Origin of the sequence: Bacillus sp. Brlt_9, assembly GCF_051948935.1 — a bacterium.
In the GTDB taxonomy this organism is placed as follows: Bacteria; Bacillota; Bacilli; order Bacillales; family Bacillaceae_G; genus Bacillus_A.
Window position 1 is genome coordinate 446,115 of record NZ_JAYJLO010000003.1, and the last position, 24,844, is coordinate 470,958.

Sequence of the window (24,844 nt, forward strand, 5' to 3'; positions counted from 1 at the left end):
TTACAGAAGCGTAAGAAAAAAGATCTACCTAGTAAGGTAGATCTTCATTATCAAATGCATCCAGTTGTTTAACAGTTTTTATAGGTTTATATACAAAGTCATCGTCAGAAATTACCTCAAACTGTTCGCGTCTGCGTTCTTCCCATTGATTAAAATATGTTAAAAGTTGTCTGAATTCATCAAAATCATCTTCCGTAAGTGTCGGGAAATTTTGGCGTAATCTAGCTTCGTGAATTTCGTCTAAAACTATAAAACATTGTTTATTTCTTTCCTCACCTAAACGTGCTACTTCTTGAGTATCCCCGGCTCTACCAGCTTTATGGACTTTATTATTATAAAAATTAACAACACCATTTAATTTATCAATATCGCTTCTGTTTTTGTCTTTAAGTTTTTCAAAGAAGTCACCAGAAGCCATACTATAAAGAGAAGATTCATAATCAGCTTCAGCGTATGAATAATCAGATTTTGCATAATTCTCGCTCATCGCTTTTACTATTAAACCGGTAAGGCTTTCGACTTTACCAGTTTCGTATTGTTTAAGAGAATATATTAAGTTTGCTTCTACATACTTAGGATGGTGTTCTTTAACAAATTTACTTGCTACACTGCGTGAAATACCATATTTCATTAATTCTTTTAATAAAGAACGAACATCTAAATCCACAGCTTCTTTGGTAATATTTTTATTAATGTTTTCAGTATTTCGGGTTATTTCGAACACAAAAGACACTATCTTTCTACCAATTTTTTTATACGGCTTATATGTAAAACATATATCTGTCTTTTCTTTTAGTTCTTTTTTCGATTTATCTAAAACAACCTTTTTTAAATTTTTGGTCTCGGGTAAGACACCATCAGGTATACCTAGTTTCGTTCTTAATTCATCAATTGTCATTATGCGTACTCCGCCTAATGGTAGATATTCTTTTAAAAGCTCATACATTCTCCAAGAATAATCTGACCTTAATTGAGCAACGTTATAAAGATGATATTTAGTAAATGATGATTTTAAATTTAGTAAGTATTCTGCTAGAGCATCTGATAGTTTAATTCTTACTTGACCTTTTGTATACGTCGCTTGCTGAATCCAGTTAATTTTATCACGTTGTATTAATTTACCTCTATCATCGTACTTATCAATAATAAAATATTTACTTTGTAAGCTATCTACTGTTTTTTCAACTCGGCTGTAAAAGCTTTTTGTGGTTAATCCTAGGATACCCGCTAGATCCTTTACAGGTAATATGTATGTTTTCATTTCTTTATCTTCTGGTTGAACTAAGCTAATTAAACTATAAATTACTTGTCTCTCTTGAAGTGTTAAATCCTGATGAGCGTTTAGTAACGCGTTTGACTGGTTTACAAGATAATAAGGTTTAATTTCTGCTACAGGCAAATAGTCATCTATTGTTTGTTGTTCAGTTGTTATATCCATAATTCCAACCGACATCAAAATCTCTCCCTTAACTAATATATTTCTCAATATTAAAGCATATAAAAATAGAATTCCACCCCCAATTTTTGAGAGATAGGGGGAGAATTTAATAGGCTACTTAAACGGGGTGTTTTTCCTCAATAATCCCTTAGCTAAAAATACGTGACAAAAGCCGACAATACAACAAAAATTTCTTTCAATAAATTCTAAGGATCTATAAAGGTTACCTAAACGGGGCGAAAATAGCGTAATAAAAAATTTTTTTAAAAGGTAGAGATTAAAGGGAAATAGAATAATTTATTATCAGTGGTATTTTATTGGGATTTAATATATATACTTGTTTTAAGTAACTTAAATTTTTAAAAAAGCAATGGACCCTGTTTAGGTACCCCTATAACAACACAAATAATGGAAACATAGTCAACAACCCTGTTTAAGTAGCTTTTAACCCTTTTTAGGTAACCTTTAGACCCTCTTTGAGTAACCCTTAACCCCTTTTAGGTAGCTCATAACCCTCTTTAAGTAACCTATAACCCTCTTTAGGTAGTATAATGGTCTCTAAAACCCTTGTGGCTCTAAGGCTCATCATATCCCTAAACATATAAACAAAAGAAACATTTAAAACATTTATATAAACAATAAAACACGGAGCGAAAAAATCTCATTTTTACGCTATTAACCCTGTTTAAGTAGCTTTAATCCAAAGTTATTAACAAAAAAACTATGGTATTGTGCATAACTTTAAAAAATAGTAAAAAAAATAGAATTCCCACCCTTTTTAGGTAACTTTTATAGTTATATATATACATTACTTAGCTTATATTTAAAAACCATCTAATATTCACCCTCTTTAGGTAACCTTAATTACTTTATTAACCTATGCAAATCTATATTAAAAATATAATTATTAATTAAAGTAATAATATTCCTACATAACCCAGATAAAGTCTTCAGGCAATATTTTTCCTTATATCGTATTCTAAACAATAATTCTTAGTTTTTACCAAAATGCATTTGTAATATTTATTTTGTTTTAATATTTTTATCTCACTTTTTTAATAACACTCAAAAACTCATAAAGTATTAGATCTTATACACTATATATTCCTTTCAAAGAATTGTTATATACAATAAATTAACTATCTGTATAACTCAAAAATGTATTTTTAAAAGCTACTTAAAAAGACTATAACAAGGTTATGTAGAAGGTCTAGAAACAAAAGATATAGAATAATTTCATTAGCTAAGGTATTTTATCTAAATTTCAAATATATACTTGTTTAAAAGGAGCTTTTTTTATAAAAAGAGTCTTAAACCCTGTTTAGGTACCCTTTTAACAACACAAATAATGGTAATGAATATACTGACCCTTTTTAAGTAGCTTTAAACCCTCTTTAGGTAACCTTTAAACCCTCTTTGAGTAACCCTTAACCCTTTCTAAGTAGCCCATAACCCTCTTTAAGTAACCTATAACCCTCTTTAGGTAGTACAATGGTCTCCAAAACCCTTACGGCTCTAAGGCTCATCATACCTCTAAACATATAAACAAAAGAAACATTTAAAACATTTATTAAACAATAAAACACGGAGCGTAAAAAATCTCATTTTTACGCTATTTACCCTCTTTAAGTAGCTTAAATTACTAGTTATCCACAAGAATTCCATATAGTTGTGCGTAACTAATAAAAATCCAACTATAATTAAATATTTAACCCTCTTTAAGTAGCTTAAATAAGTATCAATGAATTTTATTTACTTAAAGACTCTAATATTAACCCTCTTTAGGTAGCCTTAATCACTTTATTAACTTGTACAAATCTTATTTTTTATAGATGCCGTTATTTATAACAATAATTACATTTATTTCACACATTCGGAAATATAATTTATGTTCTTATAGTTTTTTGTAAATTAGAATCTATATTTTTACACAAGTAAATTTCTAATAAATATTTTGATATAAGACACCCTAAACCCTAAAAATTATTTATTTTAAGTAAATCCATACAATGTAGTTAATATAATGACTGTCTATGCACTACAAACTGTATTTTTAAAAGCTACTTAAAAGGGGTGTGAAAATGCTAAGTTACTACAATAAATTTTTTTGGATCAATAATGATAAAAAAGCATTGATTAATATACGCTTAAAGGAACAATATGAGCAATTAATTCAATATAGCTATAGATTTATATTGATTTCTAAAAACGAGAAATATGTAGTTTTATTTACTAGGTCAAATAGTAATTTTGTACAAGAAAATAATCTTATTGGTTTTCATTCTCAAATTGCTGCACTATCTTTTATAAAAAATGAACTAAACAATGTAATTGAAGATAAGTTAAAGAAATTCATATATTGTAAAACCCTTTAAATAATTTTTTAATGCTGTTCTTCTTAGAAAGAGAAACCCTCATACAAGACTCTTTAAACATTCTTATACTGGACCTAAATAATATTAGGTCTTTTTTTTATAAAATGCATTGTTTTGCAATATTTTGCATTGTGATGTAATGCAGAATATTGATCGTTTATTTTCAAAATTTACTTCAAAACGATAAAAATTGAACTAGACTATTGAAAATTGAAGAACTGTTGAGGTGCAATTATGAAGAATTATTACTTTAAAGATTTAACTAAGAGTGCTCAAAATATGGCACTAGAAAAAACATTTAAAAATATGCTTTTAAAATTGACTGTTTGGGAAGAAATTTCCGATCAAATTAATGTTAAACTACAGAAATATCTAGAAACCAAACGGATAAAAATGATTGAAGATCTTCATAAAAAACATTTTCGATACTATTTAGATATCCTAACTGTTAATGATGTTAGGATAAAACCTACACAGGTCTATATTGAATTAGAGCAACATTTGAAAGGACAAGAAAAGAGCAATTATCTCTTACTAAAAAAGTATTCCCCGTACTATATACCTGATATTTTTTTAGGATATGGTGGTCAAAATGGTGTAGAAGATTTAGATTTTGGAAGTGAACATTTTAATACAAACGATAATAATGCAACCAAAGTATATTTAGAGTTTTTAAAAGAGGCTAATGTAGATATTGGTACGTATGAAGTCATATCATATTTTGGTAATAATGATAATGAAATAGAAGTGAGAGTTAATCAAATTTGTGAACAATTTGAAAAAGAGATTCGTTCTAAAATAATAGATATAGTTGATAAATTAGAAACTGAAATAATAGAATTGGTTATGAATGAATTAAATTGTGAAAAGTATATTAAGCAAGTCAAGTTAATGCTATTACAAGATACCAACTACTTATTTGATGAGTTTGGAAATCTAATAAATTGATTAGAAACCTTAGGCATTTATTGCTTAAGGTTTTTTACTGTACTTTTTTTACAAACGGATAAATATACAACGTATAATGATCCTAAATTGAGGTGGAAAATATGAAGCGATTAGATATTGATATGCTATCTTTTATAACAGTTGGTACACAAGAATTTCTTTCCAAACTAAGAAATGAAAACGATAAAAATATATTAATTAATACATTTTCCCAAATGGATGACGAAATACCTGATCCGGAACAAGTTGATTTTTTAGATAAAATTGAGTATGTAACTGGATATGGTAGTGGATATTGGGCAGGTGTGAACGAAGAAATAACATTAGTACGATTGAAAGAGACTAGGAGCTATTATTGGTTCCTAATGAATTATCCTTACAATATTTTTGAAAGCTATAAAGAAGAAAAAAATATTGTAGAAGATGTAGTTTTTAAAATGAATATGGATGATAAAGCAGCTTACTTTTTAAATATATTTAGTACTAAGCCCAAAGATAATATTATTCCGGGTGACATAGAAGCGTTTCAAAGAAATATTTGGTGGTATTTATCACAAGAAAATAAATACCTACGAAAACTGTTTGAACTTGAAGTAAAAAAAATACTTATTTCAATCCAGCAGCAACAAGTAAAAGAAAGTATGAAGTATTTTCAAGAAACTCCAGGTGTTGTATCAATACTAGAAAAAAAGGGAAGTATACAACTAACGCTTGAGAACGGAAAAAGTTTTGATGTTAGACTAATTCAAGAAGAAAAAATTAAGTTAAAATAAAAAACCAGTGTTAATTCACTGGTTTTTAGATATCTTTAATAACATTTGGTGAAAACAGAAATTCAATAAATACTTCTTCTATTTTTTCTTTTAGTGATGTATTTAATTCGAAATTACTGCAAACTTTACCATAACTCATCAATTTTTCTTCAAGAATTTTATACTCTTCAGCATATTCTTCAAATGAGACGGAACCACTTTGTAGTAATAAGAGTTTTTCTCTTTCAATACCAGTAAAGTATAAAGAGGTTTCATAGTTTTTAAAGTTGCTTTCAGCATACCGTAAAAATGTGAGCATCGTTCGGATAGAATTACGTGCTGGTTTATGCCAATCAGTTTTATTGTTTGCTAATTTAAATCCTTTATTAGCCATTCCTTTTGATGAATTAAAAAAGTTGGGTATATTCATTCTGGCAATTTGTTCCCGATGCTCCAATATAAATTCTAAAATTGATTTAAATCTCTCATCGAGAAGTACAATCTTTGTTGAAAACAAAGTTTCCACAAAATTAATATTTGATGAGGTTAATAGATAAACATAATCTCTACAATCTTTATATTCAAGTAACCCTGTTGGAGTAGCTATTTCTTCTTTTAAGTTTTTTCCTGTATACAACATATGTTTTGTAGGTGCTCCGATGACTTTAAAGTCTGAATCTGATTTGATTGTATCAATGTTATAATTTTGAGAACCGATTAATGCCATAAATAATTCTAAACAAAATTTGTTTAGTTGTTCGGATGAAATTGTATATACTGGTTTCATAAAAAATGTGCTCCTTAATGTCGTTTATTTTTTTGTATATATAAAGTATAAATTGAAATTTACAAAAGTTAGAAAAAAAGAGAAGTATATACTCGATACATCATTACACAAAATAACAGTACAATCATACTTATTGGATTATTAATTAATTGGCTGTTGTAGATTTCTTAATTTATTTTGTACAGTATCTATTACATATTGTGCATCTTCCTTACGGTTCACAATATCTAATTTATCCATATCTAAAATAAGGATATCGCTATCGTTATAATGATTGTGTATCCACTCGTCATAACCGCTCCATAATGTTCTGTAATATTCTACAAGCTTTTGATCTTGTTCAAATTCTCTACCACGTAAACCGATTCTGGCTATAACGGTTTCAAAAGAACCTTGTAAATAAATCATTAAATCTGGATGTTTTTTATAGGGTAATTCCTCTATTTCTTTCATCATTGAATACATTAGCTGCTTATACATATCTAATTCTAACTCCGAAATTCTACCGAGTTCGTAATTCACTGTGGCAAAATATTCATCTTCGGCCAGTGATCTATCTAAGATTGATAATCTATTTTTCTTTGCACTACGTATACTCTCAAATCGGGTATGTAAAAAATGCAGCTGTAATAAAAAGGGGAGTCTTTGTTTTAATAACTCTTCTTCTTTTAAAGTATAGAAGAGGGGGAGAATTGGGTTGTTCTCTACACTTTCATAATATATTTCTGATTTAAAAAAATTTGATAACAATTCTGCAATTGAAGTTTTACCTAAGCCGATCATTCCACCGATTACAATCATAATGTCCTCCAGTACGTAAATAGAAAAGATTATTAATTTTAATCTGGATAATAAGCAAAAGGGAAGGAGTGTGGAGAGAAAATAAAAATGATAAAAGATTTTTCCACTCCTTTTTTCAGATGTTATACAATATAATCACTAAAAAAAAGAAGTGATTAATTTGTATTTTGTAATTGGTGATATACACGGTTGTTATGAAGAAATGAAAGAGATATTAAAACATTGGAATAAGGATAAACAACAATTGGTTTTATTAGGCGATTTAATTGATCGAGGGCCGGATAGTTTAGCTTGTGTCCAATTAGCTATGAAATTGGTGAAGGAATACAACGCAATCGTACTTGGAGGTAATCACGAAGAGTTGTTTTCTGAGTGGTTGGATATGGAGAAAGATCTAGATTTTTATTATATGGATATATTTGATAATACAATTAGATCGCTATTGTATCGTGAAAAAAATGTATTGTTAAAACGAACTAAAGAGGAGATTTCCTCTCGAATTAAAACACTATATCCTGAGGTTTTAGAATTTATGGCAAATAGACCATTATACTATGAAACAGATAAACTGTTATTTGCTCACGCAGGTTGTAATTTAACCCCTGATTGGAAAGAGGATGCAGAAAAGGATTGCCTTTGGATACGTAGTCCTTTTATTTATGGTGAAAATAAGACAGGTAAAGTTATTGTATTTGGCCATACTCCAACTTCAAATATACACTTAGATAAGTCGAATAGAGTATGGAAGTCGCCTTGTGGTTCTAAAATAGGGATAGATGGTGGATGTGTATATGGAGGACAACTAAATGCTATTGTGATTAATGATAATTGTGAAATTCTTCGTCAGTACTCAATAAGCAAAAAATAATAAAACGAGATAAGTACATAGGGGGAAGTTGTATGGGCAAAGAAGAGATAAATGTAGGTGGAAAAGTTTTAGTAGAAGTGGAGATAAGAAGATTAGCAGGAGATAATGTACACATATTGATTGGAAATAAAGTAGTTTCCGTTCCGATTTCAATGTTGAAATGAAAGTTTTGAACTGTATGTAAAGGGAGATGTGAATTTCACTAAATAAAAAAAGCCTCTTCTTAGAGACTTTTTATTTTAAATTCAGATAGCTTTATTCAAGATAATTTTTCAGGTACTCAACTAAGTATAAATAATCTCCAGTTAAAATAATAACGACGGCAACAATAAATCTTCTATTGCGTTCAATTATCTTTTTACTGTAAGTAGTTAGTTTTAACATTTCCTTCATAGGAATTTTTTTAGTTTTAAAAAAAGAATTTTTAAGTTCTTCATTCTCTGAAATAAAACTGGCAATTTCGATTGAGGTTTTTCTAGTATCTGAGTGCTTAGGAGAATTTTCAACTAAATCTGAGAAAGTTAGATTAAACTCACCTAAAACCTGTTGATAATGTAAAATTTCCTCTTTTCTTAGCTGCTGTGTAATAACTTTCTTATGTTCATCAATTGAAATAGTATCTACAAGGGAACTATTACTATTAAAAGTATCGTTAGAATCTTCTTCATCTACTTCTTGGAAATCGTCAAGTCCATATTGAGGATAATTATTTTGGTAAGAAGCCTCTGACCTGATATAATCGATGACTTTTCTTTTAATAATAAGGGTTGCAAAATCAATAAAAGATGCCCCTTTTTCTAACGAGTATTTTTCTAACGCTTCATTGAAGGCGATCAATCCAATACTGAATTCATCATCAGAGTCTTCAATAAATCTTTTACAAACAGAGGAAACAGTGCTTGAGATAAAAGGCGTATAATCTTTTAGTATTTGGTTTTGTAGTTCTGTGTCTCCGGATTGAATTCTTAATATAGATTCTTCAAGAGAATTTTTCTTCTTACCAAACTTTAAAAACAATTTAGCTACACCCATTATTTCACCTCTACTCCCTTGTTTACATACCTAATTATAATAAACTATATAGAATGTGAAATCAAAGGAAGATTTTCACTTATACGATATAAATTACGTTTTCTATATACTTTATATATCTTTATAATCAAATTAAACATATTTTTTTACAATATAACAAGGTTTTTTTATCATCAAGTATAAATCTAAGTAAGAAAATTATATGAGGTGAAGTAGTGTCTGAATTAATAATAACGTTTATTGAATTTCTTAAGCAGTTTTCATATTTTGGTATAATGTTTGCTCTTTGCTTTGAATTTGTGCCGGGGGAAGTGATTTTGCCGTTAGCTGGTTATTGGGTGTATCAAGGGGAATTTAATCTTCACCTAATGGCACTTGCTGCATCTATTGGTGGAACAATTGGACCTATTAGTTTATATGCCTTGGGGATGTATGGGGGAAGACCGTTGGTTGAAAAGTATGGGAAGTTCTTCTTAATTAACAAAAAGCAAATTGATTCCTCTGATCGTTTCTTTGAGAAGTATGGTTCTAGTGTAGCTTTTTTTGCAAGGTTTTTACCGGTAGTGAGAACAGCTATCTCAATTCCCTGTGGTATGGCAAAGATGAATTTTTCTAAATTCGTATTCTATACTTTTCTAGCTATGTATCCGGTTACGTATTTTTATTTATACTTAGGTATGAAACTAGGGGAGCATTGGCAAGAAGCAGGGGCGTTGTTTGATCAATATACCGCTCCAATAATTGGTGGAATAATAGGAGTTTTAATTATTTACTTTATCGTGAGAAGCTTTAGATCTAAAAGACGAATAACTGCGCAAAACAAATAAAAGTGCGATAGCAGCACTTTTTTTGTTTTTATACGTTGAATTAGGTGTTAGTAAAAAAATAGAATGAACTATCCTTTGTAATTGGAGTGGTTCGATGTATTTCTTAAACGCACTAGCTGAATTTATTTCTAAGGAAAAAAAGGAAGATTTTCAGTCATATATAGGTCATTTAGAGGCGATTAAACAAAATTATAGTGACTTTGAACAACTTGAAGTAATGACTCACGAAACTTTGAATGCTGATGGACTCGTGTATATGGAAATGAAGGAAATTGATAGTATTGAAAACGATGAAGAGATTGAGATAGACTTTATTGATAAAAATGGGAGAAAAATGACTCAGTTATCTTGGAAAATAACCCTATCATCGATTGGGGAATGGAACGGATATTGTAAATGTAATGCGAGTATGGAAGGATACAATGAGAAAAAAGAATGTTGTGGTAACTGTGATTGGTATCGACCAACCTATACTCTTCAAAAAATTATAGCAAGTTATAAAGAATTCAAGGGGAATCAAAAAGATATATGGGATACGGAAAAGTGCTGGGCCAAATACTATAAAAAGTACCAAAGAATGAGATTAACAAGTGAAAAAGGACAGTTAATGGAACAAATAGAAAGTTATGAATGCAGCATTATGAAAAATGAAGAAAAAATTAGAGAGATAAATAAAGAGATTTCTGATTTAACATCAAAAGGATGATCCCTTTTGATGTTTTTTTATTTTCTCGAGGAACAATGGTCTTAAAAAAAGAGACCTATTTTATTGAATTTGGTAAAAATCATAAAATCTTGTTTATAATAGTTAATATATGATATATGATAATAAAAGATTATAACAAAGGAGAGTTACAAACTTATGAAGAAAGCTGTATGGGTCCCATTATTGGTCATCTTAGTTGTAGCACTAGGATTCGCGGCTAATTATTTTATGGGCAGTGGGAAAGTAAACAATCTTATCGAAAGAGCGGATACCTCATTAGAGAAAGAGGATTATAAAAAGGCTTCAGAGCTATATACTGAAGCAAGTGAAATGAAGAAAGATAAAAAAATTGATGATTTAAAAGTTCTTTCTAAAGAAATGAATAAATTAGATGAAATGAAGAAAACAGAAGCTCCTAAGGTAACATCAGAACAAGTTGATAAGGTTAAAGTCTTACCTAAACATCAATTTGAAAAACAAATTACTAAATCTCTAGTAAAAGTTGAAGAAGAGACTGATGAATTACAATCACAGTTGCAAGCAAACGAAGAGAAAATCAAAGTTATTGAAGAAGTTCTCAAAAATAAAGAATTAAGTAATGTTGATGAATTGACGAAAGATGGCGTTATGAAATTCACAATTGACCATCCACTAATTAAAGAGCAAGAAAAGAAATGGTCAGAATTTGTTACGAAGGCTAAAGAAGAAGCTAAATCTTTTGCAAAAGAGAAAGAAGAAAAAAAACAATTAGCTGAACAGAAAAAACGAGAAGAACAAAAGAAAAAAGACGAACAACAGAAGCAATTAGCTGAAAAACAAAAGCAAGAACAACAGAAGCAAGAGCCAGTGAAAAAAGAAGTTGCTAATGTAGAAGGTAAAAAAAATATAGAAACTACGAATAATGAAACTACGAATAATGAAACTACGAATAGTGGAACTACTACTCAAAAAGTACCTGATTTTAAAGTTGGGGTATCTGTTGTGAATTCGTATTTAAAAGCACATAATCTTGAAGGTACTGCGGTATATGAAAACCAATTAGATACTGATGATAGTTTTGCCTATAGAGTTACAGACTGGGGTAATAACGGAAAAACAATGTACTATGCAGTGAATAAGAATACTGGTACTGTGGCATCATTTGAAATGTAAAGTTAATTTTAAAAGAAAGTGGGATTTTTTCTCACTTTCTTTTTTTTATGAGTACAATTTTAAAAAAAGAAAAAGGATGATCGAATTATGAATTATAGCCAATTAAGTGAAGAAGCAAAGAAGAAAGCAATTGAAACGGCTTATGCAAAAGTGCAAGAGGAAATGATTGATTGGGAAGATGAAATGGAAAGAATGAAAGGGACTACAATTAACTATTATTTATCAGAATATCATTCCAATAATGGCGAATTAAATTGGAGTATTGAACATAATAAAGTACTACTAAGTTCTGAGAAATTAGAGTTTGATATACCCTCAATGCTGAAAAATAAAAAGGACTTATTGGAAATTTGGGAACAAATTATTGATATAAGTGGTGAATATTATGAGATAGCTGTCTCGCTCTCACCTAGAAATACCGCGGTAAGTTTTACAGAGGATTATGATTGGGATGATTTAGAGAAAAAATTAAAGTATATGGAGAAATATGGCCCTGAATATGGTGTAGATGTAGATAAATATATGATTCCTGTAATGTTTGGTGCAGATATAGAAGGATTTGAAGATCTTAAAGCTGAATTTGAAAAAATATTGAAGGGTAACGGGCAAAAAGTTGCTGACTATGTTTTGAAACAAGTTGAAGAAATGCTAGAAAAAATCAAAAATGGAATTGAAGCTCAAATTGAATATCTAGAATCTGAAGAATACGTTAAATTAATGTTACAAAATTCACCTCATATTTTTGAATTTGATGAAAGTGGAGAAATGCTTAACAATTAATAGAAATACAAAGTTTGAAGAGGTAATTATGTAAATAAATATTATTAAGTTAACAAAGTGTAATTAATGAGGTATAAGTTGATACACAAAATATCGTTATAAAAACAAAGAAAGTGGGATTTTTTCTCATTTTCTTTTTTTTATGAGTAGAATTTAAAAAAGTCATAATAAGGATGGTCAGATAATGAGATATAACCAATTAAGTGAAGGGGCAAAGAATAGGGCAGTCGTAACAGCTTTCGAAGAAGTTCAAGAAAAAAAGATTGATTATTCATATGAGAAACAGATAATGAGAGAGCTTGCACAAAATTCATTATTTGAATTCCACTGCAAGAGCAAAAATGTAGATTGGGAATATGAATATGGATTAGTGGATTTCACTATAACTGACATAACAATTAATCTTGAGAGTCTTCTATCTGATAATGTAAAATTATTAGATGTTTGGAAAGAAATTATGAATGTTAGTACAGAAAAATGTGAGATAGAAGTTGAAGTTTTAGGAAGGTACCCAATTGCGAATTTTAAAGAAGATTATGAATGGGAAAATATAGAGAAAAAGTTGGAGTATATGAAGCTATATGCAGCTGAGTATGATATTAATGTGGATAAATATGAAATCCAATTGATATTTGGTGCAAACATTGAACAGTTTGTAGGACTCAGGGATGAATTTGAAATAATTTTAAGGAAAAACGGATTAAAGATTGCTAATTATGTTTTAAAAAAGGCTATTGAAATGGTTGGAAAGATGACAGCTAGTATAGACGGACATATAAAATACATTAAATCTGAGGAATATGTAAAGGAATATTTAGAAAACAATAATGATGTTTTTGATTTCGATATAAGTGGTGAAAGATTGATAGCAGAAAATAGTACTGAAAATAACTAATATGAACATTTAAATACATAAAAAAACAACGAAAAGGATGATTATAAATGAAATTTGTAGACTTAAATAATGGAGCAAAAGAAGTGGCGATTAATGAGGTATACAGTAATTTAAATAACTGTTTAAACCGTAAAAACGAAATAATCAGAATCAATAAGAATGTTAAAGATGTTTTTAAGAGTTATCAAAGTAACTCTATCAATCTAGCCTGGAATTTCAAAAATGGCAAAGTGAGTTATAAAGAATTCTCTCCTCAATTAAATATTAGTGATCTGTTAGTAAATAATGATGAAATTAATGGACTATGGAATGAGTTATATGAAATTACTGATGGATATAGTGAACTAGAAATGAAACTTTCATCAGAAAGTGCTAAGGTAGATTTTATTCTGGATTATATTCCTTTCCTAAATACAAGCTATATGATTGGTTTTATTAATAAATATGATAATCAATTCAAAGAGTCTATTATGGCCGAAAGTGAAATAAAATCCGCATTTGAATCCGTATTGAAAGCTAAGGGTTTAAAAATAACAAGTTACCTGAATCAAAAGTTAAATCAATTGAGAATTGAGATTAATAATATGATTAAAAATGAAATGGAATTTATAAAATCAAGAAAGTATATAAAAAAACAGTTAGAAACAGGACTAAATTTAAATTTTGATTTTGATGGACATTTAATATCTCAGAATCAAAAAACAGCATAATTAAATCTAAAAAAGCGATAGATATCTTCCTATTGCTTTTTTCTTTTTTGAAAATATATATAAGCTCTATATGAGGATCAAGGAGTTCAAGAATTAAAGCGCAACTTAAGGGAACTAGATATAATAAAAATATTAAGAGTTTTATTTAAACAAGTAATAATTATTTTATTTATAAAAAAGGGTTGATTTTATTTTATTATAAATAATATAATACAAGAACAGAAACGACCTTGAAGTTGATAAAACTTTAAAGGGAAATTTCTTCTTTTATGAAAGTTAAATAGTATTCCTGATGCGGGAGAACAGTTACTTCGAGAAAATTCAAACATAAGATTATATTTTTGATTAAAATATAGGTTTCGTGACGTAATAGATATGTTTAGCTTTGAACAACTGTTCGGTTAGATAAAACTAAGTACGGCGATAACAACTATTTTTGTTTTGATTAGATTCAAAACATTTTACTGTTCTCATTATTCTCAGGAATATTGATTTTATAAATAACTATGATTTTATATATTCTATCCTGATGCGGAAGCACAGTTACTTCGTACAATACTTTGGGTGTAATGTAAACACAAAACTGTTCTTATTATTCTCAGGATAGATTTAAATTTTATAATTTATAAATCATATACGATGCGGTTAAACAGATACTTCGACAAGACTGTAAATCTTATTAAAACATAAAAGATTCTACAGCTACCTATTTCGTAGATATAGAGCTAGCTGTCTTTTTATCCTCTGTTTAAAATATTCTCGTATATGTACTTATATAGGATAGACAAGGGGATCGGATCCTGATCGCCTTGTAACTATCCCAAATTTTAAAAATAACCCACAAGATGTGAAGCGGACAAACAGTTACTTCGAACAATATCAAAAGATAAAATTAAACGCTTTGTTTTTCCAAATGTCTAACAAAACTGTTTGTGATATTCTCGCATCTTGTTTTTTTAAGGAATAATAATTATGAATATGGGATGTAAATTCGAAAACAGAGCATTTAGATGGTTGAGGCAAATTGATCAATGCAATGAGTGTGAGAGTGAGTTGTAGTGCTCTGTTTTGGAAATTACATCTTTTTTGTGTCTAAAAACATCTCTTGGAGGGGTTATATATATGAAAATGACTAAAGCAGTAAAAGTGAAACGAGAACGTGAAGTAAATAAAGCTGTAACAAACTTTATGGCAGGAACTAGTTATGAAGTAGATCCTTTAACTACGTTAAAAATGGTTTCTGCTAGTTCAATTTTCGGTGAACCTCAATATTATCGCCACGGTGAATTCCAACAAAAAAATGTTCGAGATGGTAGCTACCATTTACATAGATTGTTAAAAAACAATGATGCTTTGTTAGATGATAAATATGATGGAATGAGCACAAGTGCAGTTATGGAAAAAGTGATTGATGCTGCGTTAGAGTATGATTTTGAAGCGACATTAAAATGGGCTGTAGATTTAAGAAAATCATTCTTTATGCGTTTAAATCCACAAATCATTATGGTTCGTGCAGCAATGCATCCAAAAAGAAAAGAATTCACAGCGAATAATCCTGGAGAATTTAATAGATTGAATAAATTGGTGATGAGTCGAGCTGATGAACCTTCCGCTCAAGCAACATATTGGTTATATCGTAACGGTTCAAAAAATGGTCTTCCTTCTCTGTTAAAGCGTTCTTGGAGAGATCGTTTGGAAAATGCATCTGCCTACGAAATTGCTAAGTACCGCAATACGAATATCGGGATGATAGATACAGTTCGTATATCACACGCAAATAGTGAACTCATTAATGAGTTAATGACGGAAAATAGTGTAGAGGTGAATGAAGAGGATATGACGTGGAATCGTCTTCGTTCTGAAGGTAAGTCTTGGAAAGAGATTTTTGAAGTTATTAAGCTACCTCATATGGCGCTGCTTAGAAACTTAAGAGGGATCTTTAAAGAAATTAATGATGTGGACTTCTGTAAAAAAACAATGGCAGAACTAAAAAATGGTGTTGCTAAAGGAAGACAATTCCCATTCCGATATTTTAGTGCGTATAAAATGATTCAGGATGAATTGGACACGAATAAAAATCGCTATTTAAAAAATATGGAGAATACGCCAATTAATCACGGCCGAATTATTCTAGATGCTCTGGAAGAGTGTATTGATCTATCTAGGGGGATTCTGCCTCAGTTAACCGGAAAGACAATGGCCTTATCGGATAACTCGGGAAGTGCTTGGGGTACATTTAACAGTGAATTTGGCAAAATGACTGTTGCTGAAATTAATAATCTATCTTCGGTATTAACTGCTCAAAATTCTGATGAGGGTTATGTTGGTATTTTTGGAGATGAGCTTGACGATAATCCAGTCTCAATGAGAGAAGGCGCTTTATCTCAAGTAAAAGCCTTGGGGAAAAAGGCTCAATACATTGGTTCGGGTACGGAAAATGGTGTATGGCTATTCCTTCAACGAGCAATAGAGAATAAAGAACACTGGGACAATATTTTCATTTATTCTGATCAGCAAGCCGGACACGGTGGATTATATGGAGAAGATGCCCGTGAATATGCCCAATACGTGTGTAATGGTCATTACATTGATGTGTTTAAACTTGTGAAAGAATATCGAAATAAAGTTAATCCAAAAGTAAATGTATTTACGGTTCAGACAGCTGGATATTCAAATGTACTTGTACCAGAAAACTTTTATCGAAGTGCTGTATTATATGGCTGGACGGGGAAAGAATCGTTGTACGCGAACGAATACATCAAGCTTTGGGATGAGTTTGAAAATAAAAAACAGGCATAAGCCTGTTTTTTATCATTGGTTTTAAAAATATATAAGGTAGGGAAAAGGTATGAGAGAAAAAAACAAAGCGATTGCTGAGAATACGCTAAGCGTAATCAAAACTGGAGCTTTTAAATTACAAGGAAAAGATGTACAAATTAAGGAAGAAATTAAAAAGTCTCGTTTAGATACAAAAATATATACCCCTGCTGAATTAGAGGGTTTGTACTTAAATTTAAAAGCGACTGGGCAGGAAACTACGCAGATTGAAGTGACGGAAGAAACAACCCTTAAAGCTTGTGAGAGGTTGAAGAAAGAGGGCGATGCTGTAATAGCATTAAACTTTGCATCTGCTAAAAATCCTGGTGGGGGATTCTTGAAAGGGAGTTCTGCACAGGAAGAAAGTATAGCAAGGGTTTCGTCTTTATACGATAGTTTAATTGGACAAAATGAATACTATGATTACCATCGTAAACAAAAATCAGCACTTTATTCTGATCATATGATTTATTCACCTAATGTGGTGATATTTAAAGATGAACACGGTGAATTTATCGATCCGTATGAAATATCATTTATTACTTCTGCTGCGGTAAACGCCGGAGTGGTAAAACAGAATGAACCGAAGGCAGTACAAATGAGAATAGACGTGGTTATGAAGAAAAGAATAGAAAAAATCTTAACTGTCGCTTTGTTAAATGGGTGTGACTCTATAGTTTTAGGGGCATTTGGTTGTGGAGTATTTAAAAACAATCCTTATAGTGTAGCAAGACTATTTAACGAAGTACTAGCTGGGCCAAAATTTGCAAATAAATTTAAAAAAGTCGTTTTTGCTGTATATGACTCCAGTAATAATAAGATGGTTTATAGTGCTTTTAAAAATAATATTCGCCTAAACAGACGATAAATGAAAATCTATTAAGGGAAAATATATGTGACTACAGGGAGAAAAGTATTATGAACTCGGTAAAAGAAAGATTGGAAGCATTAAAAGAAAAACAAAAGTTTGCAGAAAAGGTTTTAAAGAAGTATAGTCACTATTGGGCAATAGGGACCGCGGGCGGTATAATAATAGGAATTGTGATCTTTAAATTACAACTATATATGTTACTGCCATTATTAGCTTTTAATTATTGGCAGATATATCGTGGATTAAAAAGATACCAGCGTTTAGTTAAAAGATATGATGATATATGTGACGAGATTAGAACGATGGAACAATTCGTTTCTATTGAATTAAAACTAGAAAATGATAAGTAGCGTTCAGCTGCTTTTTTTCTAGTTTTACTACTAAGTTAGAATAAATAGAGGTATACTTTATATCAGTTTTGAGAAGGAAGGTAAAAAGAAAATGAAGGAATTTCTAGAAGAAATGGTTGTAGATTTAAAAAAGGCGAAAAAGATTGCTGATAAAAAAGAAAAGAAATTTGGCCGTATTTGGGGATTTGCTTTAGCCTCTAATATATTTTTCACGGCATATAACATAGTATTTGATATTTACTCGATCTTAGTCGTTAATATATTAGGTCTTTTACTTTGTTTTATTGGGATATCCCGTCACCGACATTATGCAATTAAGCCTTGCTATGTGCTACAAGAGTGTATTGATAAGGTGGAGAAAGATCTAGCAGAGTTGGTCGAACAAGAAAATGATCCTAAATTTGTAAATCCGCAATAAATAATACAAAAAAGCGACTTTTATATGTTGCTTTTTATTTTTTTATGGTGAAAATTAAAGAAAAATTTGTTAAAATGAATAAGTCTTTAAATGGTTAATAATGTTATATAAAGTAATTAGGAATTTGGCACTCAGTATATATATGCTAATGAATTCTAAAATGCTTATTCAATAAAGGACGTAACGACAATGTTACTATATTGGAGAGATGTATGGATGCGTGAAATGAAAAATAGAAAATTAACAGAACCAGAAATATTATTGATGTTGTTGAATGAACTAGAAGATAAGTATAGTTCAATAAAAAAATGGGAAGTAATCTTTTCACATATATGGTCGATGTGCATTGCTTTGACAATTATTTTGTTTGGTCGTGCAGTATGGTGTTGTACATTAATCTATTTACCCATTCAAATTCTAATGTTGTACGTTTCGTTTTTAGGCGTAAAGCGATATGTTTGTATAAGAAAAAAGGGAAGTACCGTTCGTAACGAGATTGAACAAGTGAAAAATGAACTTACTGAAAAAAATAGGTGCAAATAAAAAAAGCAGTTGATTCCTAATTAAGAGTCAGCTGCTTTTTAATATAAAAGTAAACCGACTTAAAAAGGGGAATAATGAATCAATGACAAAAGATGAAATGTCAATAATGAATAAATTAGTTAGCGATTTTAGTATGAGTAAAAAGTATTACAGCTCTATCGGCATAGAACTGTTATTTATAGATAGTTTATTAGGGGAAAGAGAAGAACTTCATAATATGACAGGCCCACAATTGATTTTATGGTACTTTAGCGAATATAAAGATTGGACGTTCCGATTAAAGGATGAAATGATAATTAATAAAGGCATTGAAAAATTTTGTTTCCAGTGTAACAAGTATGGAATAAAACCGGGATTTAGATTTAAGGGAAAGACTTGTGAATTAAAGGTTTCATTTATGATTACTAAAATGTATTTTGAGACCTCTGAGAAATTAGACCACGCAATTAAAGAAATAGTTGCTGATCTAGACGATGATAAGTTTAATCTGATGCATATGTTTGTATCGGATTCTTACGATTTTTATGATTTAATACGTAAAGAGTATTCTACGCGTTTAAAAATAAGGTATGAAGGTTCTTTAAAACCTTTAACAGATGAAATGGAACAAGATTTGCAACGTTTCTTTAGTGAACTGAAAGAGAGAATTAATAACGAAACACTTAATAAGGTTGAAATAAAAGTGTAAATCAATAATTCTTTTTTATGTTTTTCTTTAAATAAATATAATTGATAAATAATATAAAAAGTGATATTATATTTAACGTAAAGCAGGTTTATTTTAGTAGTTATCTCAGTAACGCGCATTCATACAACTAAAATTCCGCTTCAAGAACTTTAATAACGCCAGATTTAAGCCAGAACGACACCAGAATGACAGGCCACTATTTTAACGAATAGTGGCCTGTTTATTTATTATCAGGTAAATTAATAAATATTTCCGAAATAATAATGATATATATGAGGATGAAGAATATGAAACTAAGTGAAAAGGTATTACTGTTTATTAACATAGTAGAGGATAGGTTGGTTTTTATGAAAGTTGAAGATAAAGAGTTAGTTAGTGATCAATTAGGAAAGGGGTTTAGAAATAATACTGAACAAAAAATAACCAATGAAGAATTTATGGGCCTAATTGAGAGAGTAAGATTTGATATTAATATTGAATTGGGCAAATTACCTGAGATATTTCATAATATGAGAGTAGATATTAATGATATATATGGGTCTGTGAATTTTTACTATAGAATGGCGACGGGCGTTATGTATAATGTTTGGTGTGTAATTGACGAAATACTTTATGAAGCAGAAGAGGAAGTTTTATATGATGCGATAGAGGAATTGTTTCCAAATGAATTAGAAAGAGTTACATTGCAATTGATGTTTTGGTCAGAGGAGCAAAGAAAAGAATATATTCAATTACTTAAAAGAAAATCGATAGAAAAGTTAAGAGAATATAGAAGAACCAATTCAAAAGAAGTATTTTTAGATTTTGAAAATGAGGTTAAAAGTGTTATTACAGAGATAATTAACGATGTACTGCAAAAAAATTAATTATTTATAAAAAAGATAGATTTCATTTGTATAATATTAAAAAACTAAGGAGTGTTTATTATGGAAAACAACAAAGAATATTATACTGTGAATGTTATGGGGGATGGAGTATTAATTCATCAGTCTTTACAAGATGACAAGAAAAATGCAAAAGAAATTGCACTACAATATGCGATTGACCATCACGAGGAATACGCAGAAGATGGGTATCTGAAAGTTAGAGTGTTCGATAAAGCAAGCTCTTGTGGAGATGACTTTGTAACTGTGAACTTTGGAGAGTCGTTAGAAGAAATTAAAAATGACATAAATAATGCTTTCGAAACAAAATAAATTTATAAAAAAAGATCTAAGAGAATTCTCTAGATCTTTTTTATAAATAAGAAACCTTTTATCTTTTTATATATTTTACCACTTTAATAAAATGGACAAATAATATATAATTCCTATATAAATAATTAATTAAGAAACAACAGACAGAATAGAAGTAACAGTAAAAATTAAATCGAATGAATTACTTTTTATATAGGTGGAAAGTACTAAAGTTATTATTGATGTTTTTTCAGGATGAAAGGGTGTAAAGGTTGGCTAGTAAGTGGCTTGTAATACTATTTTTATTGATGATTGTATTTATGGGATTCATATTACCAAGATTAGATGTGAATTTCTTCTCGTAATATAAATGTTAAACTAAGAGCGCTCAATGTAGCGTTTTTTTTTATATTTTTATCCAATAAATTTTTCCTTATCCTATAATATTAAAAACCAAAAACATATATAAGGAGTGGAAAAAGTGGTTAAATTTGAATCAGAAGGAATTATTCACTTTGTTACATACAATAAACAGAAAGGTTTCAATGTTTATGAGGAAGATCCAAAAGTACCTGGAAGTTTGCTTATAATAAAGCCTTTAGTTACAGACGAGAGGTTGCAAAAATATAAAAATAAGGATGAAGAATATTTTAAAGAGCTAATAGAAGCTGATAATAGTCTTGGTTGGGACTACAACAGAGAATTTATTTTAATATAAATCAAATAGAGAGAAGGAAAAGTGATGACAAAAGAAGTTGCAGAAGTAATTGATACTCTAAAGAATATTTCAGAGTATAAATGTGCCAAAATTGTAGAAGAGCTACTATATACATTAGAAGAAGAAAAAATTGAGAAAGACCAATGTATGAATGGTTTGAAACTAATGATTAATGGTATAGAGAGAATAGTTCAAGCAAATAGGTATCATTATGAACCGAAAATTGCTGTAATCCTTGATAGTATTGAAGAACTATTACCTAGACAGAATAGTATTGCAATAGATAACAATATGCTTTCTAACCTTAGAATGCAATATAAGAGTGCTAATAATAATCAAGAGAAACGTACAATTCGCGCAACCTTACGTACTCTTGGGTTATCGCCACAAGAAGTTAAAAAAGTGGTGAGTTAAAATCAATAAATAATAAAAAGAGCTAATAATTAGCTCTTTTTTGATTGGTACTTATTGAATCTTAATAAGGTCCCAAATATCCTCAATTATTTCGATATCATCGTCCCACTCTGCTCGCATTTTGTATTTTCCCACTTCTTTAGGAAACTCTATTGAGTTAGTCCTAAAAGATTCTACATCGCAAAGTAGCATCCCTTTAATGCCAAAAGATAATTCTTCATTGGACTTATAGTGTCTAAAAGAGGTTACAGTGGACTCCATTTCATCTTTTGTAACTTCAATCTCCATTAGGATCTGTATTGTGTTATAACCCATTGTATCTAGTTCTTTTGATTAATAACGGAACGGAATTGTGCTGCCGCTTTAATAATCGTATAGTTTTTGTGGTTAACAACTGTACGGTCGTTACCAAACTCTTTATCGGTTGGGTTTGCAAGAATATCTATTACTACTGCGTTTTCAGTTACTTTATCAACGATTCCTTTAATTCCTAGGTTCGTTTTTATTGTTTGCCCAATTTCAGCTATTTTCATTTGTGGTACTTCCTTTCGGTTCTGTATAATTAATTTTTACGGATAATAATTTATTTCATAAAAAATATAAATTCATTATAAATGCTTCAATATTATGAGTGTAAAAAAATAATAGCTTTATTTTTATAGGGATTTATTTTGCTCGAGGAGAGTGTAGGAGAATGAGTACAGCATTAATGAAAAGGCTAGAGAGGGTGCAAGAAAAAATAATCTCGGAAGTTAATCTACAACAACCCTACCTTAGCATTCATAGGAGTGAGGATGAAATATCCTTGTTTAGTATATATTTGGTACAAAAGGGTGGTAAGGCAAAGACACTTCCACAACAAATATTTTTCAATAATTTGGAGTATGAGGTAAAACTAGATTCTTTACCGACTAATTGGGAAAAATTATTGAGGGGATATGTGCACATATGTAACAAGTATTTTTATAAACATACAATAATGTTTAGGGGTGACGGTACATTTTTTGTTAAGGAATGGGAGGATATCTCTACTACAGATAGTAGAGATCCTGAGATTCTTAGCCGTATAAAAAATGGAATTAAACAAGAGCATCTTTTAACTCTCGAAATGAAATTGTGTTTTATGGAAAGAGAAGAAGCAGTACTTTCGTTTATAGGTTGGATGTCACAAGTGTTATTTGATGCTACAAAAGAAATAAAGGTTCGTACGATAAAAGTTTATTTTGAAATTCACCTTTTTGCTATTTATTCTGAAGTGGTTAACAAGTACATTTCAGAGGACCATATTAAAAGGAACATCTTAAGGTTGGAAATGGATAAGCGCCCATATAAGAGGAGTCAGTAATTATGTTGAAATGATATGAGAGCCATAATGTATGGGCTCTCTTTTTTGTTAGTAGAATTTAAGCTATTCTCATTGAATGTTCAAACGTTTTCTGTATGATAACCTTTGAAAAAAAGGGGGGATAAAATGAAGAATTTAACATTAACTCATTTAAAGAAAGAATTTCAGTTAGAAATTTTAGCTGGTGATAATGAACTGAATAAAGAGATTTATTCTGAGGAAATTCATCGACCAGGTTTAGAGGTAACGGGTTTTTACAAATATTTTCCCAAAGAAAGAATTCAATTAATGGGGAAACAAGAAACGACTTATTTATTTTCATTGAAAGAAAAAGAGCAAAAAGAAAGAATTCGTTCATATCTTAAGCTACAACCTGTTTGTATTATTATTACAAGAGGATTAGAAGTAACAGATTATTTTATTGAACAAGCAAAAAATGAAGGTGTAGTTATTTTTAGAACAACGGATAAAACGACTAATTTTATGAGTTCATTATATAGTTACCTTCAAAAGAATCTTGCTCAAGAAATGTCCATTCACGGTGTATGTGTTAATGTGTATGGGGTTGGTGTACTGATAAGGGGTACAAGTGGTATCGGAAAAAGTGAGATAGCTTTATCTTTAATAGAAAGAGGGCATCGACTCGTATCGGACGATATAGTGTTGCTTAAGAAAATAGGTCCTGTTGCTTTAATTGGAACTCATAATGATGTGAATAGTGAATTCTTATCATTAAGAGGGATCGGCTTTATAAATGTCTTAAGGCTATATGGTTCTGGCGCAATTCAAAATGAAACAAAGATAAATTTAGATATCTATCTTTCTCCTTGGGATGATGAAAAGCAGTATGATGCTGTGGGAATAGATAATAAGAAATCAGAGTATCTAGAAACGGAGATACCATTGTTGGAAATACCTATTCGTCCTGGTAGAGATATTGCAAGCTTAATAGAAGTAGCAGCAAAGAACTGGAGATTGCAGCAACAAGGGTATAATACATTGGATGACTTTTATAGTCGCTTTGACCAGTAAAAAAAGATCCGAAAGGGATCTTTTTTTTATAATTCATATTATCAGTATACTGAATAAGCAATAGCTACAACTAATTGCTCTTTTGAATGATAGAACTTTACTGAATAGCTTGCGTAATAATCGGTATTACGGAAAGCCTCGGCAGCAATAGATTCAATAATAAGTTCAAGGTTTAAACCGTGTTCTTTAAGATTAGTTTCGATAGACATAGATAAATCACTGTCATAACCTAAGTCTATAGCGGTTTGACTAGTATATGCTTTGCCGTTTTCACCTTTGAAATCACCATCGAAGTCAAAAAGATTAAATAAATTTGTTATAAGTTCCGTTTTATCACCTGTTTTAGAAATAGGCTGTTGTAATAATTTTAATGTTGTTCTCGACATAATAAAAATCGCTCCT

Annotated in this window: 29 protein-coding genes; 23 read left to right on the forward strand and 6 right to left on the reverse strand. The window is 29.9% G+C overall.

Translation table 11 applies throughout. The features are described from left to right. Positions 1–28: 28 nt before the first annotated feature. Positions 29–1,453 (reverse strand): replication initiation protein, encoded by a 1,425-nt coding sequence (locus VF726_RS14635; protein ID WP_440169351.1) that lies wholly within the window; start codon positions 1,451–1,453, stop codon positions 29–31. Between the two features lie 2,066 nt (positions 1,454–3,519). Here VF726_RS14635 and VF726_RS14640 point away from each other — a divergent pair. The 3 genes from VF726_RS14640 to VF726_RS14650 all read left to right on the forward strand — a co-directional run bounded on the left by VF726_RS14640 (position 3,520) and on the right by VF726_RS14650 (position 5,534). Further along, positions 3,520–3,813, forward strand: a complete 294-nt coding sequence (locus VF726_RS14640) for a hypothetical protein (RefSeq protein WP_440169354.1) — start codon at positions 3,520–3,522, stop codon at positions 3,811–3,813. 234 nt (positions 3,814–4,047) lie between these two features. Continuing rightward, positions 4,048–4,761: a hypothetical protein gene (locus VF726_RS14645; protein WP_440169355.1), complete on the forward strand. Its 714-nt coding sequence runs from the start codon at positions 4,048–4,050 to the stop codon at positions 4,759–4,761. 101 nt (positions 4,762–4,862) lie between these two features. Next, positions 4,863–5,534 (forward strand): hypothetical protein, encoded by a 672-nt coding sequence (locus VF726_RS14650; RefSeq protein ID WP_440169357.1) that lies wholly within the window; start codon positions 4,863–4,865, stop codon positions 5,532–5,534. A 25-nt stretch (positions 5,535–5,559) separates the two neighbouring features. Here VF726_RS14650 and VF726_RS14655 read toward each other — a convergent pair whose 3' ends face one another. Both VF726_RS14655 and VF726_RS14660 read right to left on the reverse strand, forming a co-directional pair. Next, complete coding sequence (locus tag VF726_RS14655; protein ID WP_440169358.1) at positions 5,560–6,300, reverse strand: hypothetical protein; 741 nt, start codon at positions 6,298–6,300, stop codon at positions 5,560–5,562. Positions 6,301–6,441: 141 nt separating this feature from the next. Then, complete coding sequence (locus VF726_RS14660) at positions 6,442–7,101, reverse strand: deoxynucleoside kinase (protein WP_440169360.1); 660 nt, start codon at positions 7,099–7,101, stop codon at positions 6,442–6,444. A 160-nt stretch (positions 7,102–7,261) separates the two neighbouring features. Between VF726_RS14660 and VF726_RS14665 the strand changes: the two genes are divergently transcribed. Next, complete coding sequence (locus tag VF726_RS14665; protein ID WP_440169362.1) at positions 7,262–7,969, forward strand: metallophosphoesterase; 708 nt, start codon at positions 7,262–7,264, stop codon at positions 7,967–7,969. 32 nt (positions 7,970–8,001) lie between these two features. Further along, the gene (locus tag VF726_RS14670) at positions 8,002–8,133 is read left to right on the forward strand and encodes a hypothetical protein (RefSeq protein WP_440169365.1); all 132 of its coding nucleotides are present in this window, start codon (positions 8,002–8,004) and stop codon (positions 8,131–8,133) included. 91 nt (positions 8,134–8,224) lie between these two features. Here VF726_RS14670 and sigI read toward each other — a convergent pair whose 3' ends face one another. Beyond that, a complete protein-coding gene (gene sigI / locus VF726_RS14675; RefSeq protein WP_440170190.1) occupies positions 8,225–9,004 on the reverse strand; it encodes an RNA polymerase sigma-I factor in 780 nt (259 codons plus the stop codon). A gap of 212 nt (positions 9,005–9,216) precedes the next feature. Between sigI and VF726_RS14680 the strand changes: the two genes are divergently transcribed. The 16 genes from VF726_RS14680 (at position 9,217) to VF726_RS14755 (ending at position 22,065) form a co-directional block, all read left to right on the forward strand. Continuing rightward, the gene (locus VF726_RS14680; protein ID WP_440169368.1) at positions 9,217–9,828 is read left to right on the forward strand and encodes a DedA family protein; all 612 of its coding nucleotides are present in this window, start codon (positions 9,217–9,219) and stop codon (positions 9,826–9,828) included. Positions 9,829–9,922: 94 nt separating this feature from the next. Then, entirely contained in the window at positions 9,923–10,534 is a 612-nt protein-coding gene (locus VF726_RS14685) for a hypothetical protein (RefSeq protein WP_440169370.1), read from the forward strand. Between the two features lie 156 nt (positions 10,535–10,690). Further along, positions 10,691–11,686 (forward strand): hypothetical protein, encoded by a 996-nt coding sequence (locus tag VF726_RS14690; protein ID WP_440169372.1) that lies wholly within the window; start codon positions 10,691–10,693, stop codon positions 11,684–11,686. An 87-nt stretch (positions 11,687–11,773) separates the two neighbouring features. Beyond that, a complete protein-coding gene (locus VF726_RS14695; protein ID WP_440169375.1) occupies positions 11,774–12,466 on the forward strand; it encodes a hypothetical protein in 693 nt (230 codons plus the stop codon). A 184-nt stretch (positions 12,467–12,650) separates the two neighbouring features. Then, positions 12,651–13,361 carry a hypothetical protein gene (locus tag VF726_RS14700; RefSeq protein WP_440169377.1) on the forward strand — a complete coding sequence of 237 codons (711 nt, stop codon included), beginning with the start codon at positions 12,651–12,653 and terminating at the stop codon, positions 13,359–13,361. A 47-nt stretch (positions 13,362–13,408) separates the two neighbouring features. Next, positions 13,409–14,071, forward strand: a complete 663-nt coding sequence (locus VF726_RS14705; protein WP_440169379.1) for a hypothetical protein — start codon at positions 13,409–13,411, stop codon at positions 14,069–14,071. A gap of 1,122 nt (positions 14,072–15,193) precedes the next feature. Further along, positions 15,194–16,870: a TROVE domain-containing protein gene (locus VF726_RS14710; RefSeq protein ID WP_440169381.1), complete on the forward strand. Its 1,677-nt coding sequence runs from the start codon at positions 15,194–15,196 to the stop codon at positions 16,868–16,870. Positions 16,871–16,919: 49 nt separating this feature from the next. Then, complete coding sequence (locus VF726_RS14715) at positions 16,920–17,756, forward strand: TIGR02452 family protein (RefSeq protein ID WP_440169383.1); 837 nt, start codon at positions 16,920–16,922, stop codon at positions 17,754–17,756. Between the two features lie 50 nt (positions 17,757–17,806). Then, positions 17,807–18,109 (forward strand): hypothetical protein, encoded by a 303-nt coding sequence (locus VF726_RS14720; protein WP_440169385.1) that lies wholly within the window; start codon positions 17,807–17,809, stop codon positions 18,107–18,109. Between the two features lie 91 nt (positions 18,110–18,200). Continuing rightward, a complete protein-coding gene (locus VF726_RS14725) occupies positions 18,201–18,527 on the forward strand; it encodes a hypothetical protein (protein WP_440169387.1) in 327 nt (108 codons plus the stop codon). Between the two features lie 189 nt (positions 18,528–18,716). Beyond that, positions 18,717–19,070 (forward strand): hypothetical protein, encoded by a 354-nt coding sequence (locus tag VF726_RS14730; protein ID WP_140421611.1) that lies wholly within the window; start codon positions 18,717–18,719, stop codon positions 19,068–19,070. A gap of 82 nt (positions 19,071–19,152) precedes the next feature. Then, the gene (locus tag VF726_RS14735; RefSeq protein ID WP_440169388.1) at positions 19,153–19,758 is read left to right on the forward strand and encodes a hypothetical protein; all 606 of its coding nucleotides are present in this window, start codon (positions 19,153–19,155) and stop codon (positions 19,756–19,758) included. Positions 19,759–20,045: 287 nt separating this feature from the next. Next, entirely contained in the window at positions 20,046–20,624 is a 579-nt protein-coding gene (locus VF726_RS14740; protein ID WP_440169390.1) for a hypothetical protein, read from the forward strand. 60 nt (positions 20,625–20,684) lie between these two features. Then, a complete protein-coding gene (locus VF726_RS14745; protein WP_440169392.1) occupies positions 20,685–20,954 on the forward strand; it encodes a hypothetical protein in 270 nt (89 codons plus the stop codon). Positions 20,955–21,414: 460 nt separating this feature from the next. After that, positions 21,415–21,651 (forward strand): hypothetical protein, encoded by a 237-nt coding sequence (locus VF726_RS14750; RefSeq protein ID WP_440169394.1) that lies wholly within the window; start codon positions 21,415–21,417, stop codon positions 21,649–21,651. A gap of 24 nt (positions 21,652–21,675) precedes the next feature. Continuing rightward, positions 21,676–22,065 carry a hypothetical protein gene (locus VF726_RS14755; protein WP_440169396.1) on the forward strand — a complete coding sequence of 130 codons (390 nt, stop codon included), beginning with the start codon at positions 21,676–21,678 and terminating at the stop codon, positions 22,063–22,065. Between the two features lie 320 nt (positions 22,066–22,385). On the opposite strand, the gene VF726_RS14760 is transcribed toward VF726_RS14755, so the two are convergent. Further along, a complete protein-coding gene (locus tag VF726_RS14760; protein WP_440169398.1) occupies positions 22,386–22,598 on the reverse strand; it encodes a DUF2187 family protein in 213 nt (70 codons plus the stop codon). Between the two features lie 161 nt (positions 22,599–22,759). Between VF726_RS14760 and VF726_RS14765 the strand changes: the two genes are divergently transcribed. Next, entirely contained in the window at positions 22,760–23,410 is a 651-nt protein-coding gene (locus VF726_RS14765) for a hypothetical protein (RefSeq protein WP_440169401.1), read from the forward strand. Positions 23,411–23,536: 126 nt separating this feature from the next. Continuing rightward, positions 23,537–24,442 carry an HPr(Ser) kinase/phosphatase gene (gene hprK / locus VF726_RS14770; RefSeq protein ID WP_440169404.1) on the forward strand — a complete coding sequence of 302 codons (906 nt, stop codon included), beginning with the start codon at positions 23,537–23,539 and terminating at the stop codon, positions 24,440–24,442. Between the two features lie 41 nt (positions 24,443–24,483). Here the strand turns inward: hprK and VF726_RS14775 are convergent, their stop codons facing one another. Continuing rightward, on the reverse strand, positions 24,484–24,828 hold the full coding sequence (locus tag VF726_RS14775) for a hypothetical protein (protein ID WP_440169406.1): 345 nt from the start codon (positions 24,826–24,828) through the stop codon (positions 24,484–24,486). Positions 24,829–24,844: the final 16 nt, after the last annotated feature.